This window comes from Methylophilus sp. DMC14 (assembly GCF_056314085.1).
This window is the reverse complement of record NZ_JBQUZA010000002.1, coordinates 531512-544887: the sequence shown is the minus strand read 5'-3', so window position 1 is coordinate 544887 and position 13376 is coordinate 531512. Positions and strand designations below refer to the sequence as shown.

At 51.2% G+C, this 13376-nt stretch carries 12 protein-coding genes and 1 rRNA gene; 10 read left to right on the top strand and 3 right to left on the bottom strand.

The genetic code is table 11. The features are described 5' to 3' along the window. The first annotated feature begins 116 nt into the window (after positions 1–116). The 8 genes from rrf to ACT53C_RS06855 all read left to right on the top strand — a co-directional run bounded on the left by rrf (position 117) and on the right by ACT53C_RS06855 (position 9268). Positions 117–230 (top strand): 5S ribosomal RNA (gene rrf / locus ACT53C_RS06890). A gap of 435 nt (positions 231–665) precedes the next feature. Next, complete coding sequence (gene rimP / locus ACT53C_RS06885; RefSeq protein ID WP_194749776.1) at positions 666–1154, top strand: ribosome maturation factor RimP; 489 nt, start codon at positions 666–668, stop codon at positions 1152–1154. Between the two features lie 39 nt (positions 1155–1193). Then, positions 1194–2660 (top strand): transcription termination factor NusA, encoded by a 1467-nt coding sequence (gene nusA / locus ACT53C_RS06880; protein ID WP_194749775.1) that lies wholly within the window; start codon positions 1194–1196, stop codon positions 2658–2660. Between the two features lie 84 nt (positions 2661–2744). Continuing rightward, positions 2745–5453 carry a translation initiation factor IF-2 gene (infB, locus tag ACT53C_RS06875; RefSeq protein WP_476145361.1) on the top strand — a complete coding sequence of 903 codons (2709 nt, stop codon included), beginning with the start codon at positions 2745–2747 and terminating at the stop codon, positions 5451–5453. Then, complete coding sequence (rbfA, locus tag ACT53C_RS06870) at positions 5453–5809, top strand: 30S ribosome-binding factor RbfA (RefSeq protein WP_313986113.1); 357 nt, start codon at positions 5453–5455, stop codon at positions 5807–5809. The genes infB and rbfA overlap by 1 nt, the downstream gene beginning before the upstream one ends. A gap of 20 nt (positions 5810–5829) precedes the next feature. Next, the gene (gene truB, locus ACT53C_RS06865; RefSeq protein ID WP_476145360.1) at positions 5830–6729 is read left to right on the top strand and encodes a tRNA pseudouridine(55) synthase TruB; all 900 of its coding nucleotides are present in this window, start codon (positions 5830–5832) and stop codon (positions 6727–6729) included. Positions 6730–6827: 98 nt separating this feature from the next. Then, a complete protein-coding gene (locus tag ACT53C_RS06860) occupies positions 6828–7136 on the top strand; it encodes a hypothetical protein (RefSeq protein WP_476145359.1) in 309 nt (102 codons plus the stop codon). Positions 7137–7237: 101 nt separating this feature from the next. Then, positions 7238–9268 carry a TonB-dependent receptor gene (locus ACT53C_RS06855; protein ID WP_476145370.1) on the top strand — a complete coding sequence of 677 codons (2031 nt, stop codon included), beginning with the start codon at positions 7238–7240 and terminating at the stop codon, positions 9266–9268. 94 nt (positions 9269–9362) lie between these two features. On the opposite strand, the gene ACT53C_RS06850 is transcribed toward ACT53C_RS06855, so the two are convergent. Then, on the bottom strand, positions 9363–9758 hold the full coding sequence (locus ACT53C_RS06850; protein ID WP_275356407.1) for a diacylglycerol kinase: 396 nt from the start codon (positions 9756–9758) through the stop codon (positions 9363–9365). Between the two features lie 79 nt (positions 9759–9837). Between ACT53C_RS06850 and ACT53C_RS06845 the strand changes: the two genes are divergently transcribed. Next, positions 9838–10110, top strand: a complete 273-nt coding sequence (locus ACT53C_RS06845; RefSeq protein ID WP_194749769.1) for an oxidative damage protection protein — start codon at positions 9838–9840, stop codon at positions 10108–10110. Between the two features lie 89 nt (positions 10111–10199). On the opposite strand, the gene phoU is transcribed toward ACT53C_RS06845, so the two are convergent. Beyond that, a complete protein-coding gene (phoU, locus tag ACT53C_RS06840) occupies positions 10200–10904 on the bottom strand; it encodes a phosphate signaling complex protein PhoU (protein WP_275356408.1) in 705 nt (234 codons plus the stop codon). An 88-nt stretch (positions 10905–10992) separates the two neighbouring features. Further along, positions 10993–11655: a ribose-5-phosphate isomerase RpiA gene (rpiA, locus tag ACT53C_RS06835; protein ID WP_194749787.1), complete on the bottom strand. Its 663-nt coding sequence runs from the start codon at positions 11653–11655 to the stop codon at positions 10993–10995. A gap of 95 nt (positions 11656–11750) precedes the next feature. On the opposite strand from rpiA, the gene ilvA reads away from it, so the two are divergent. Further along, the gene (ilvA, locus tag ACT53C_RS06830) at positions 11751–13262 is read left to right on the top strand and encodes a threonine ammonia-lyase, biosynthetic (RefSeq protein WP_476145358.1); all 1512 of its coding nucleotides are present in this window, start codon (positions 11751–11753) and stop codon (positions 13260–13262) included. Positions 13263–13376: the final 114 nt, after the last annotated feature.

Sequence of the window (13376 nt, the reverse complement as noted above, 5' to 3'; positions counted from 1 at the left end):
CATACCCTAATCCCATTGAAATACTTAAGCCTGCGAGCTTAAATCCTTTACTTCTTCCAATTTGTTAAAGCAGGCTAAACACATGTTTAGCACCATGCATAACATTACCAGTTATGTTTGGGGACAATAGCAGTTTGGAACCACCCCTTCCCATCTCGAACAGGGCCGTGAAACGAACTTGCGCCAATGATAGTGTACTCTTCGTATGCGAAAGTAGGTCATCCCCAAGCTCCTATTCTAAAAAGCCCTCGGCAGCAATGTCGGGGGCTTTTTTATTGCCTGCAAGCGGTAGGCAGATGAAATTCAGGCAGAAAAAAACCCGGTGCAAGCACCGGGTTGAAGTGTCTATTAAGATCAACTCAAAATAGACTGCCATGAAAACTTAAGCGCTGCACTGCAGGGTAAAATATAATTGACACCGCTCAAGCGGTTGTTGATCTGTTGCTTCTCCCTCTTTTACATACATCTTAAAAAATACACAGGCGTATGTCATTGACCCGTTCGGGCTACTACAGGCTGTAGACGTCAAACAAAACCCGCCCGACCCAGCCATTGCGTCATCTGTTACTTTGAATTTAAAAGGAATTTTGGTATAATCAAAATGATAGATGGGCGTTACGCCCATTTTTTGTTTTTGGACGTAACGTTTTGAATTAAGGGTGCGTATGCAAAATTTGCATTCGGTAGTTGAAAAGACAGTCACGCAGTTAGGATACGAGCTGGTTGATTTTGAAGCAGCCAATCGTGGCAAATTATTGCGCGTGTTCATCGACAAGCTGACACCCAAAGACAATAAGGACAGCGTTACGATTGATGATTGTGTTCTGGTGAGCAACCAGCTTGGCAACGTGCTGACGGTAGAACTGGATATCGATTATGACCGCCTGGAAGTCTCTTCTGCCGGTCTGGATCGTGTGTTGCGCAAGGAACGTGATTTTATGCGTTTTACTGGTGAGCGTGCACAAATCAAATTGCGAGTGGGTATTCCGGATGATGGCCCTAAAGCAACGCCAACCACATTGCCCAGAAAGACTTTTTTGGGACAGTTGCAAGGCGTTGACGAGGGGAAAGTGTTGATTGAGTGCGATGGCTGGGTTTATAGATTGTCGCTGGATAATATAGATAAGGCTCGATTGAGCCCGGTTTTTGATTAATTTGTTTTAGCTAATCCGTACGGTGAGTTGGAGATTACGATGAGTCGTGAATTATTGTTGTTGGTTGATGCCCTGGCCCATGAAAAAAACGTGGATAAAGAGGTAATCTTTACTGCCCTGGAATTGGCATTGGCTTCGGCGACGAAAAAGAACCATGAAGAAGGCGCAGATATTCGTGTCGAAATTGACCGTGAAACCGGAGATTACAAAACCTTTAGACGCTGGCAATATGTAGAATATGACCTGCTGGAAAGCTCGGCTTACCAGTTTGATGAAGAAGACGAACGTGCTGCTGGCAGACAAATTGGCGACTATTACGAAGAGCCATTAGAGTCGATCTCGTTTGGCCGCATTGGCGCACAGGCAGCAAAACAGGTGATTTTGCAGAAGGTGCGCGAAGCTGAGCGTGAGCAAATGATCCAGGACTTTTTGGCGCGTGGCGAAAGCCTGGTCACTGGCGTGATCAAGCGGATGGAAAAAGGCAATGCGATTATTGAAGTAGGCCGTATTGAGTGCCTGCTGCCACGTGAAGCCATGATTCAAAAAGAAAACCTGCGCGTGGGTGACCGTGTGCGTGCTTATCTGTCACGCGTGGACCGTGGTGGCCGTGGGCCGCAACTGATCCTGTCGCGTGTCGCTCCCGAGTTCCTCAAGCGTTTGTTTGAGCTGGAAGTGCCTGAAATCGAAGAAGGCCTGCTGGAGATTCGTTCCGCGGCGCGTGATCCTGGCTTGCGTTCCAAAATTGCGGTTAAAACCAATGACCAGCGCCTGGATCCGGTGGGGACTTGCGTGGGCATGCGGGGCTCCCGTGTACAAGCGGTGACCTCTGAGCTCGGTGGCGAGCGCGTGGATATCGTATTGTGGAGCATGGATCCGGCACAGTTTGTCATTAATGCCTTGGCGCCAGCTGAAGTGACGTCGATTGTGGTCGATGAAGATGCACATAGCATGGATGTGGTGGTGAATGAAGAGCAATTGGCGGTAGCGATTGGTCGCAACGGTCAAAACGTGCGTCTGGCGTCGGAGCTGACTGGCTGGAACCTGAATATCCTGACCGAAGAAGCGGCTGCGCAGAAGAGCCAGGACGAGTATGCCAAAATCAGCCAATTGTTTATCGAGAAGCTGGATGTGGACGAAGAAGTGGCGGATATCCTGGTGCAGGAAGGCTTTAGCACACTGGAAGAGATTGCCTATGTGCCTTTGGCAGAGATGGCTGAAATCGAGGCCTTTGATGAAGACACGATCAATGAGTTACGTTCACGCGCACGTGCTGCCTTGTTAACCGAGGCGATTGCCAAAGAAGAAAAAGTTGAAGAAGACACAAACGACCTGATGACGCTGGACGGTATGGATGCAGACACTGCCCATAAACTGGCAGCCAGCGAGATTCATACCAGCGAAGATCTGGCCGAACTGGCAGTCGATGAGCTGGTTGAGTTGACCGGAATAGATGAAGAGCGTGCGAAGTCATTGATTATGACGGCGCGAGCACCCTGGTTTAAGTAACCAGGTGTTTTAAATAACCTATGCGTTTAAAACATCATGCATACCTCTTAATTAAAAAATAAAGTAATTGAACTGGAGCAGTACATGGCACTTTCAACCGTCGCACAATTTGCCGCCGAGCTGGGTCTTCCAACGACTCTTCTTATCGAGCAACTGAAAAGCGCAGGCGTTCATAAAACGTCTGTGGATGATTTCCTGGAAGAGGGTGACAAGGCTGCCTTGCTGGATTACTTGCGTAAAGAGCATGGGGCAGGTAACGCGCCTAAAAACAAGATCACGCTGACCCGTAAGCAGAACACCGAAATCAAAAAACTGGATAGCTCAGGCAAAGCCCGTACGATTCAGGTGGAAGTGCGTAAAAAACGCGTGCTGGAGCGCCCCGAGCTGGGCTATGAGCAGCCGGTGGATGCCGCTGCTTATGACGAAGCAGAGCCAGTGCCAGCAGAAATTCTGGAGAGCCAGCCCGTAGAGCTTGAGCCGGTCGTGGTGGAAGAGCCGGTGATCGAGGAAGTCGTTGAGGTCGTGGCTGAACCTGAGCCTGAGCCCGAACCAGAGCCAGTTATAGAGGCTCCAGCCCCTGCACCAGTTGTAGAAGCTCCAGCCCCTGTGAAAAAAGGCGTGGTTCTATCGGCACAGGAGATTGCCTTACGTGAACAAGAAGCTTCGCGTGCGGCCAAGCTGGCTGCCTTGCAGGCAGAAGATATCAAGCGCAAGCAAGCGTTGACACAACGTCGTGCTGAAGAGGAAGCCAAGCGCCAGGCAGAGGCTGAGGCTGCGAAGAATAAACCCGCAGCCACCAAACTGTCTGAAGGCACGTTACACAAGCCCGCTGCCAAAGCAACAGACAAGCCAGAAAACAAAGATAAAAAAGCCAAGACCGATAACCGCGACTGGAATGAAAACGAGAACAAAAAACGCGGCATTAAAACACGCGGGGATGCACCTGCTGGTGGCACTCAAGGCTGGCGCACCCCTAAGGGCAAGCATCACAAATCCAGTAAAGATGATCAGCACGCCTTTAATGCACCAACCGAGCCTATGATCAAAGAGGTGATGGTGCCGGAGACCATTTCGGTTGCGGATTTGGCCCACAAAATGTCCGTCAAAGCGGCAGAGGTGATCAAGGCCCTCATGAAAATGGGCATGATGGTGACCATCAACCAGGTGCTGGATCAGGACACTGCGATTATTCTGGTCGAAGAAATGGGTCACAAAGCGCAAGCCGCGGCTGCGAATGATCCTGAAAGCTTCCTGGAAGAAACCGAAGGCGTTGAAGCGATTCTGGAATCACGTCCACCGGTGGTCACGGTCATGGGTCACGTTGACCATGGTAAAACCTCCTTGCTGGACTATATCCGCCGCAGTCGCGTGGCGTCAGGTGAAGCTGGTGGCATTACCCAGCATATCGGTGCTTATCACGTGGAAACACCGCGTGGCATGGTGACCTTTCTGGATACCCCTGGTCACGAGGCTTTTACCGCTATGCGTGCCCGTGGTGCGAAGGCGACCGATATCGTGATTCTGGTGGTGTCCGCGGATGATGGCGTGATGCCACAAACAATTGAAGCGATTCACCATGCCAAGGCCGGTAACGTGCCTGTCGTTGTAGCGATTAACAAGATTGATAAACCTGAAGCGCAGCCAGAGCGCGTGAAAAGCGAGCTGATCTCGCATGAAGTGGTGCCTGAAGAGTACGGTGGCGATACAATGTTCCGTGAAGTGTCTGCCAAAACCGGTAAAGGCATTGATGAGTTGCTGGAAGCAGTGTTGCTGCAAGCGGAAGTGCTTGAGTTGAAAGCCCCGCTCAATACGCCAGCCAAAGGCCTGGTCATTGAAGGTCGCCTGGATAAAGGGCGTGGTCCGGTGTCTACCGTACTGGTGCAGTCCGGTATCTTGCGTCGCGGCGATATGCTGCTGGCAGGCACGGCGTATGGTCGTGTGCGTGCCATGCTTGACGAGAATGGTAACGACATTAAAGAAGCCGGCCCGTCTATTCCGGTAGAAGTTCTGGGCTTGTCTGATGTGCCAAGTGCTGGTGAAGAAACCATCGTCTTGAACGACGAGCGCAAGGCGCGTGAAATTGCCTTGTTCCGTCAGGGTAAGTTCCGCGATGTGAAACTGGCCAAGCAGCAGGCTGCCAAACTTGAAAACATGTTTGAGCAGATGGCTGAAGGCGAAGTACAAACCCTGAACCTGATTATCAAATCAGATGTACAGGGCTCTTACGAGGCCTTGACCACCAGCCTGCAAAAATTGTCTACCAGCGAAGTACGTGTGAATATTATTCACACCGGCGTGGGTGCTATCAGTGAGTCAGATGTGAACCTGGCCGCCGCTTCAAGTGCGGTACTGATCGGCTTTAACGTCCGGGCAGATGCCGGAGCACGTAAGCTGGTTGAGAATCTGGATGTCGACCTGCGTTACTACAACATTATTTACGAAGCTGTGGATGAGATCAAAGCGGCGCTGGGTGGCATGCTGGCACCAGAGCAGAAAGAGCAAATGATTGGTACGGTAGAAATCCGCGAGGTATACCGGATCTCCAAAGTGGGCGCAGTGGCCGGTTGTTATGTACAGGATGGCGTGGTTAAACGTAACTCCAAAGTCCGTTTGCTGCGTAACAATGTCATTATCCACACGGGTGAGCTCGACTCCCTCAAGCGCTTCAAAGATGACGTTAAAGAAGTTAAAAATAACTTTGAGTGCGGCTTGTCTCTCAAGAACTACAATGAGATTGAAGTCGGCGATATTCTTGAAGTCTATGAAGTCGTTGAAGTGGCCAGAACACTCTAATGGCTAAAGCATTTTCAAGAAATGACCGCATCTCTGAGCAAATGCGCCGTGAACTGGCGGATTTGCTCATGTTTGAGGTCAAGGACCCGCGTGTGCAGATGGTCACCTTGACCGGGGTTGAGGTGGCTGGCGATATGGCACACGCCAAAGTCTTTTACACCGCACAAAAAAACAGCAAAGGCTTGCAAGCCGGCCTGGAGAAAGCCGCCGGCTTTTTGCGTACGCAGCTGGGCAAGCGCATGATGATCCGTACTGTCCCGCAGTTGCATTTTGTCTATGATGAATCCATAGACCGTGGGATGCATATGGACAAGCTAATCAGCGACGCTTTGTCTGATACCCCTCCGCAAGAATAATTTTCACCTCCTTTCGCGCTATGCAAACCAAACGCATTAAACGTGCCGTCAGTGGCGTGTTGTTGCTGGACAAGCCCTATGGCTTTTCATCCAATCAGGCCCTGCAAAAGGTCAAATGGTTATATCAGGCCCAAAAAGCCGGACATACCGGGACCTTAGATCCTCTTGCAACTGGCGTGTTGCCGATCTGCTTGGGCGAAGCTACCAAATTTGCACAACACCTGACGGATGAAAACAAAACTTATATGGCGACCGTCAAGTTTGGTGTGACCACCACCACCGGAGATAAAGAGGGTGACGTCGTCAGTGAGGTGGCTTGCCAGGTGTCGCGTGCAGAGATTGAGCGCGTGTTGCCGCAGTTTATGGGGTCAATTACACAAGTGCCTCCCATGTATTCTGCGCTCAAGGTAAACGGTAAGCCTTTGTATGAATACGCGCGTAATGGTGTCGAGCTAGAACGTGCACCGCGTCAGGTAACCATTCATGCATTGCGTGTCTTGGCCTGTGCTGAGAATAGTGCAGAAATCGAAGTCTGTTGTAGCAAAGGCACTTATATCCGTACCTTAGGCGAGGATATCGGTAAAGCACTCAATGTGGGTGCGCACCTCACAGCTTTACGCCGTACGGCAACCGCCACTTATCAAATCGCAGAGGTCGTGACGATAGAGGCACTGGAGCAAATGTCTGCCGAGCAGCGCGATGTGTTGCTGCTGCCTGTCGATAGTGCTATTCAAGTCCTGCCTAAAATCGAGCTGCATGAGGATGCCGCCTATTATTTCAAACAAGGCAATCCAGTCTGGCTGGCTGGCGTTATCCCTGCGGGCGATTTGCGTATTTACAGTGCATCCGGCTTGTTTCTTGGGCTCGGCCAGCAGCAGCGCGATGGCCGTATTGCCCCCAAACGCGTCGTTAATCTCTAGTTTGTTCACTTGCTCGTCTCGCTAAAGCGCATGGCTTTTGCATAAAAATGCAATAGAGTTGCATTTTTAGCACAAGAGTTTATGTTAGTATATTCAACATGTTAAAGCGCTTTTATGTGTATTTTCTATTGGCAGTGTTGTTTGCGATCACGCAGACAGGCCTTGTTACACATGAAATTACCCATCTCAAAGAGCTAACGCAACACTCGCAATCTGACAAGCATCAAAGCAAAGACCAATGCCGGCTCTGTGTCGCCTACGCGCATCTCGTCGGAGTGATGACGCAGGCCCTGCAATGGAGCTTGCCAGAGCTTAGCTATCTTGCTGTCATCAGCGCCCTGGCAATTGCCATACAGCGCCCCACCCTCGCGGTCTATGCCGCACGCGCCCCTCCTGCCATTGTTTAACCCTTGACGATTCATTCTCCAGGTCGCGCTTGCGGCTGGAGTGAGCTATTTATGCAGTGCACACAGCACTGCCTGACCTTGTCTGGAAAAAAACAATGAAAATGTTACAAAAGAGGATGTCTGCACGTGGGCAGCAAAAATCATTATGGCTGGCATTGATGGCGGCGTTGAGCTCGCCCATGCTGGTCTCGGCAGAAGACGCGAAAACCCTTGATATTGATAATGTGCCTGTCACGGGAAATCCCCTGGGCGTAGCTTCGGATGATATGGTAGTGCCGGTCTCGGTACTGGGCGGACGTGAGCTCAGTTTGCGTCGTCAGGGGACTCTGGGCGAAACCCTGAATGGCATTCCGGGCGTGACGGCCACGCAGTTTGGTCCAAATGCTTCGCGTCCGATTATCCGTGGCCTGGATGGCGAGCGTGTGCGTATCATGCAAAACGGTGTTGGTATTCTGGATGCCTCGTCACTGAGTTTTGACCATGCAGTGGGCGTGGATCCATTGATTATTGAGCAAATTGATGTGGTGCGAGGTCCGGCAGCGTTGCTGTATGGCGGCAGTGCCATGGGCGGTGTCGTCAACGCCATTGACCACCGTATCCCTAAAGAATCCCTTAATGGCTATACCGGCCGCGCTGAAACCAGGTTTGGCGGGCCAGACAATACACGCAATGGCGCTGCGGTGGTCGATGTGGGCAATGGCCTGTTTGCATTGCATGCCGATATCTACAGCCGTGAAACCAGCAACCTTGAGATTCCTGGCTATGCGCTTTCCAAGCGCAAGAGTTTGGCCGATGGTACTGCGCGCGATAGTCGCGGCAAGGACAAGCTCAATAATAGTTCTGCCCTGGCCAATGGTGGCGCATTGGGAGCTTCCTGGACCTTTGATACCGGCTATCTGGGGATTTCCTATGCGGACTCCAATAACCACTACGGCACCGTGGCCGAAGAGAATGTCAGAATCAATATGGAAAATAAACGTACGGAATTGGCAGGTGAGGTGAGAGAGCTCAAGGGGCCTGTGCAAAAAATCAAGGTGAGAATGGCTTACACCGATTACCAGCACGTAGAAGTTGAGAGTGGGGTGATAGGAACCACTTTTAAAAACCGTGGTTTACAAGGCAGCCTCGAAGCCACACATGTTCCTCTGGCTGGCTTGAATGGGGTGGTCGGCTATCAGTTCCAGAACACGCGTTTTCAGGCCTTAGGCGAAGAGGCATTTGTGCCTAGTGTCACCACCGTGGACCAAGGGGCTTATGTCTACGAAGAGTATGCAATCGATAAACACAAAGTCACCTTTGGCGGGCGGTTTGGCGATACCTCGATAGACTCCCATGTCGATGATAAATTCACCCAGGCGTTTAGCAAACACTTTAACCCCAATAGCTTTGCGCTGGGGGGGCTTTACACCATTGATGAATCCTGGAGTGTGACGACCAACTTGTCGCATAACGAGCGTGCACCTAGCTATTTTGAACTGTATGCGAATGGACCACATATTGCGACTGGGCAGGTCGAGGTCGGTAATACTAACCTCAGCAAAGAGCGCTCCAACGGTATTGATGCGCAGCTGAAATGGAAGTCGGGTGGTCACAGTGTGACGCTAGGCGTATATGCCACCAAATTTAAAAACTTTATCGGCTTGTTTAATACAGGCATCGAGGTGCCGGTGGATGGCGAGTTATTGCCTGAAGCCCAGTTTAGAGCGGTTCCGGCCTTGTTCAAGGGCTTGGAGTTAGAAGGCAAGTTTGCCTTGAACGACGAGTGGACATTAAAAATGCGCGGTGACTACGTGCATGCCAAAGACACGCGTAACAATCAATACTTGCCTAGAATCTCTCCTTTGAGATTGGGCGGTGGACTTGATTATCGTCTGGGTCACTGGAATGCTCGCGTCGATGTGCTGCATGCCTTTAAGCAGAATAACGTGGCCGAGAATGAGCTCAAAACCAATGCTTATACTAATGTCAGCGCATTGGTCGCATACAAGTTGCCGGTGAAATATAACGTGGAGTTGTTTGCCAAGGCCAATAACCTGCTCAATGAAGAGATCCGTGAGCACGCATCTTTTCTGAAGGATATTGCCCCGTCAGGCGCGAGGGCGCTATTGGTGGGCGCCCGCGCTGACTTTTAAGCGGTGGGACTTACGCCTCTGGACGCCGCATTACGCGGCGCACAGGTGCGCGACAGAGCAAAGCAACAGGCTGACTTGGTCAGCCTGTTGTCATTTAATTGAATAAAATCAAGCCCCAGACTACCGTCAAGTTGATCAATGCCAACAACACGGCAGCACTGCCAATATCTTTGGCTCGCTTGGCCAGCGCATGCCGTTCAATCGACACGCGGTCTACGACCGCTTCAACCGCCGAATTCAGCAGCTCCACAATCATGACCAGCAACACACTACCCACCATCAGGATGCGGTGCAGGGCTTCAGACTCCAGGTAAAATGCCAGAGGAATCAGCACCAGCGAGAGCCAGACCTCCTGACGGAAAGCATCTTCATGCTTGTAAGCGGCTTTGAAGCCATCCATGGAGTAGCCAAAGGCATTAATCAAGCGCCGGAGGCCGGTTTTGCCTTTGAATGGACTTTCCTGGTGACCTGAAGGGGTGTTGTTTTGCATGGCTTATCTCTAAAATTGCGAACATCAGATTTTAACATGCGCTATGATAGCGCTTTTAGCAGTGTAGTGAGGATCGAACATGGCAAGATTGGTGCAATGTGTGAAACTGGGCAAAGAGCTCGAAGGCATGGATTTTCCGCCTTATCCGGGAGAACTGGGTAAAAAGATTTATATGCATGTGTCTAAGGAAGCTTGGGCAGGCTGGTTAAAACAGCAGACCATGCTGGTCAATGAAAACCGCTTGAGCCTTGCGGACCCGAGTGCACGTAAATATCTATCCGAGCAAACCGAAAAGTACTTTTTTGGCGAAGGCGCAGATGTTGCCACTGGCTATGTGCCCCCTTCTGCCTAGTGAAAATGGTTAATGCGATGAGGCTTTAACCGTATCCCGGCCAACAAAAATAAAAAGCACTCCTCGGAGTGCTTTTTATTTGCGGTCTATTACGACTGCGTCTCGCGCTGAATATCTTCCAGGCTGGTATGACGGATATCTTTGCCTTTGACCATATAGACCACGTACTCCGAGATGTTCTTCGCATGGTCACCAATGCGCTCAATGGCTTTTGCCACAAACAGTACTTCAAGTGACATCGAGATCGTACGTGGATCTTCCAGCATGAATGTGATCAACTGACGCATGGCGGCGCGGAATTGTTCATCCACCTGCTCATCCTGTCTGGCGACTTCCACGGTCTGGCTGACATCCAGGCGTGCAAATGAATCCAGCGATGTACGCAGCATTTCACGCACAATGCCAACCATGGTTTTGATCTCGTTGAACCGTGGTTTGTACATCCGGTCTTGCTCGTAGATACGCTGGGCAGTCCGTGCAATTTTAGTGGCTTCATCACCAATCCGCTCCAGATCCGTGATGGTTTTCACCATCATCATGATCATGCGCAAATCACGTGCTGCAGGTTGTCTGCGGGCAATAATATGGCTGCAGTCTTCATCCACCTGAACCTCTAAAGCGTTGACACGCGCGTCGCGCTCCATGACGTCTTTGGCTAGATTGACATCCGCGTTGGTCAGCGACTCCAGTGCATTGACGATTTGCTGCTCAACGACCCCGCCCATTTCCAGAACCTTGGCCCGGACGGACTCCAGTTCAACATCATATTGCTTAGAGGTGTGTTCAAATTGCATGACAAATTTTTCCTAATTATTGTGCCGGTGCAGATTACCAGCCCAATATGACAACTGTATGATAATTTTCAGTGTGCAGAAGTTGCAATTACTTGGTCAGAGTTTTGACGCCATTTGGCGTGGCCAGCAGCAACACATTGGCTGGGCGTGCTGCGAACAAGCCGTTAGTCACCACCCCTACGATCTGGTTGATCTTGGCTTCCATTGCAATCGGGTCGGTAATGCTCAAGCCATGCACATCAAGGATCAAGTTGCCGTTGTCAGTCGTGAAGTCACGCAATTGGGGTTGACCACCCAGTTTTACCAGTTCACGTGCCACATGGCTGCGAGCCATCGGTAATACTTCTACTGGCAGGGGAAACTTGCCCAATACGGGTACAAATTTGCTTTCGTCGCAGATACAGATGAAAGATTTGGCCACAGCTGCCACGATCTTTTCACGGGTCAATGCACCGCCGCCGCCTTTGAGCATATGCATGTGCTCGGTGATTTCATCGGCGCCATCCACATAGATATCCATGCTGTCGACGCTGTTCAAGTCAAAGACCTCGATGCCGTGGTTACGCAGGCGTTGCGCGGTTGCTTCGGAGCTGGCGACTGCGCCGGTGATTTTATGTTTGACTTTGGCCAGTTCGTCGATAAAAAAGTTAGCGGTTGAGCCGGTGCCCACACCAATAATGCCATCCTTGACATAATTGACTGCTGCTTTTGCCACTTCGAGTTTCAATGCGTCTTGTTGTGCTTTATCCATCGCCATGTGCTTCAATCCTTGATTAATTCTTTATAATACAAACAATTCTCTATCATACACTGCAACCTTGCGGTTTTAAAATCTCCACGTATTTCATGACCATCAATTACCGCGAAAAAATCGAACACTCCCACGTCTATGCCGTTGCCAGACATACGCCGCTCGATGAATTGCCCAACTTGTCCTCGCGACTGAATAACCGGGTATTGCTCAAGCGCGAAGATATGCAGCCGGTATTTTCATTCAAGCTGCGCGGTGCCTATAACAAAATGGCCAACCTCTCGGCAGAGGCTTTGCAGCGTGGCGTGATTTGCGCCAGTGCCGGTAACCATGCGCAAGGCGTGGCCTTGAGTGCGCAAAAAATGGGCTGCCGTGCCGTCATTGTGATGCCGACCACCACGCCAGCGATCAAGGTCAATGCGGTGCGCGCACGCGGTGCCGAAGTAGTGTTGTTTGGCGACAGTTATTCCGATGCCTACTTGCACGCGCTCGATCTAGAGCAACGAGAAGGGTTGACCTTTGTGCATCCTTACGATGATCCGGATGTCATTGCCGGACAGGGCACGATTGCGCTGGAGTTGGTGCAGGATCATGCGGCGCCGATTGAAGCCGTGTTTTGTTGTGTTGGCGGCGGTGGCTTGCTGGCAGGCATGGCGGCCTATCTGAAAGCGGTCCGCCCCGAAATCAAAGTCATCGGCGTCGAAGCACAAGATGCCGAAGCCATGACCGAATCGCTGAAGCTCGGCCAACGTGTCATGTTGGAACAAGTGGGCCTGTTTGCAGATGGGGCTGCGGTCAAGCAAGTGGGCGAGCATACCTTTGCGCTCGTGCAGCAATATGTCGATGAAATGATCGTGGTTGATAACGATGCGATTTGCGCCGCTATCAAAGACGTGTTTGAGGATACGCGCAGCATTCTTGAGCCGGCCGGGGCGCTGGCCGTGGCTGGCTTGAAGGCCTACAGTCAGCGTGAACAGTGTCAAGGTAAAACCCTGGTCGCAGTGGCTTCAGGTGCCAACATGAACTTTGACCGCTTGCGCTTTATTGCCGAGCGCGCAGAGTTGGGGGAGCGCCGGGAGGCGGTCTTTGCCGTCACCATCCCTGAGACTCCCGGCGCGTTTAAGCGTTTTTGCCGCCTGTTAGGGCAGCGCAATATTACCGAATTCAATTACCGTTTTGCTGACACCGAGCAAGCGCATATTTTTGTCGGGTTGGCGGTGCATCACCCAACCGAGGCCGATGTTATCGCGAGCAAATTGGCGGCGGCTGGCTTGCCCACCATTAATTTGAGCGACAACGAGATGGCCAAGTTACATTTGCGCCATCTGGTGGGCGGGCATGCGCCACAAGTCCAAAACGAGGTGGTTTACCGTTTTGAGTTTCCTGAAAAACCGGGCGCCTTAATGAACTTTCTCGAATCCATGGGTCACAACTGGAACATCAGTTTGTTTCACTACCGTAATCATGGGGCAGATTTTGGCCGGGTATTGGTGGGCATGCAGGTACCGCCCGAGGATCAGCTAGCCTTTACCCAGTTTTTACAGCAATTGGGTTACCCGTACTGGGATGAGAGCCATAATCCGGCATATCGTTTATTTTTAGGCTGATAGCAGCCATGATGGTGGTTGTTTGCAGCCAGTGCCGTGGGTGATGTCAGCTGAATGCGAGCCACGGCGCTGATTGGATGGCTGAGAACGATTCTTGCAGGGAATGCCTGCACT

What these genes read in the sequence shown, in the direction of transcription:
- nusA (WP_194749775.1), top strand. Translation starts at nt 1,194, where the DNA reads ATGAGTCGTGAATTATTGTTGTTGGTTGATGCCCTGGCCCATGAAAAA.
- infB (WP_476145361.1), top strand. Translation starts at nt 2,745, where the DNA reads ATGGCACTTTCAACCGTCGCACAATTTGCCGCCGAGCTGGGTCTTCCA.
- ACT53C_RS06860 (WP_476145359.1), top strand. Translation starts at nt 6,828, where the DNA reads ATGTTAAAGCGCTTTTATGTGTATTTTCTATTGGCAGTGTTGTTTGCG.
- phoU (WP_275356408.1), bottom strand. Translation starts at nt 10,904, where the DNA reads ATGCAATTTGAACACACCTCTAAGCAATATGATGTTGAACTGGAGTCC.
- ACT53C_RS06845 (WP_194749769.1), top strand. Translation starts at nt 9,838, where the DNA reads ATGGCAAGATTGGTGCAATGTGTGAAACTGGGCAAAGAGCTCGAAGGC.
- ACT53C_RS06855 (WP_476145370.1), top strand. Translation starts at nt 7,238, where the DNA reads ATGTTACAAAAGAGGATGTCTGCACGTGGGCAGCAAAAATCATTATGG.
- truB (WP_476145360.1), top strand. Translation starts at nt 5,830, where the DNA reads ATGCAAACCAAACGCATTAAACGTGCCGTCAGTGGCGTGTTGTTGCTG.
- ilvA (WP_476145358.1), top strand. Translation starts at nt 11,751, where the DNA reads ATGACCATCAATTACCGCGAAAAAATCGAACACTCCCACGTCTATGCC.
- ACT53C_RS06850 (WP_275356407.1), bottom strand. Translation starts at nt 9,758, where the DNA reads ATGCAAAACAACACCCCTTCAGGTCACCAGGAAAGTCCATTCAAAGGC.
- rpiA (WP_194749787.1), bottom strand. Translation starts at nt 11,655, where the DNA reads ATGGATAAAGCACAACAAGACGCATTGAAACTCGAAGTGGCAAAAGCA.
- rimP (WP_194749776.1), top strand. Translation starts at nt 666, where the DNA reads ATGCAAAATTTGCATTCGGTAGTTGAAAAGACAGTCACGCAGTTAGGA.
- rbfA (WP_313986113.1), top strand. Translation starts at nt 5,453, where the DNA reads ATGGCTAAAGCATTTTCAAGAAATGACCGCATCTCTGAGCAAATGCGC.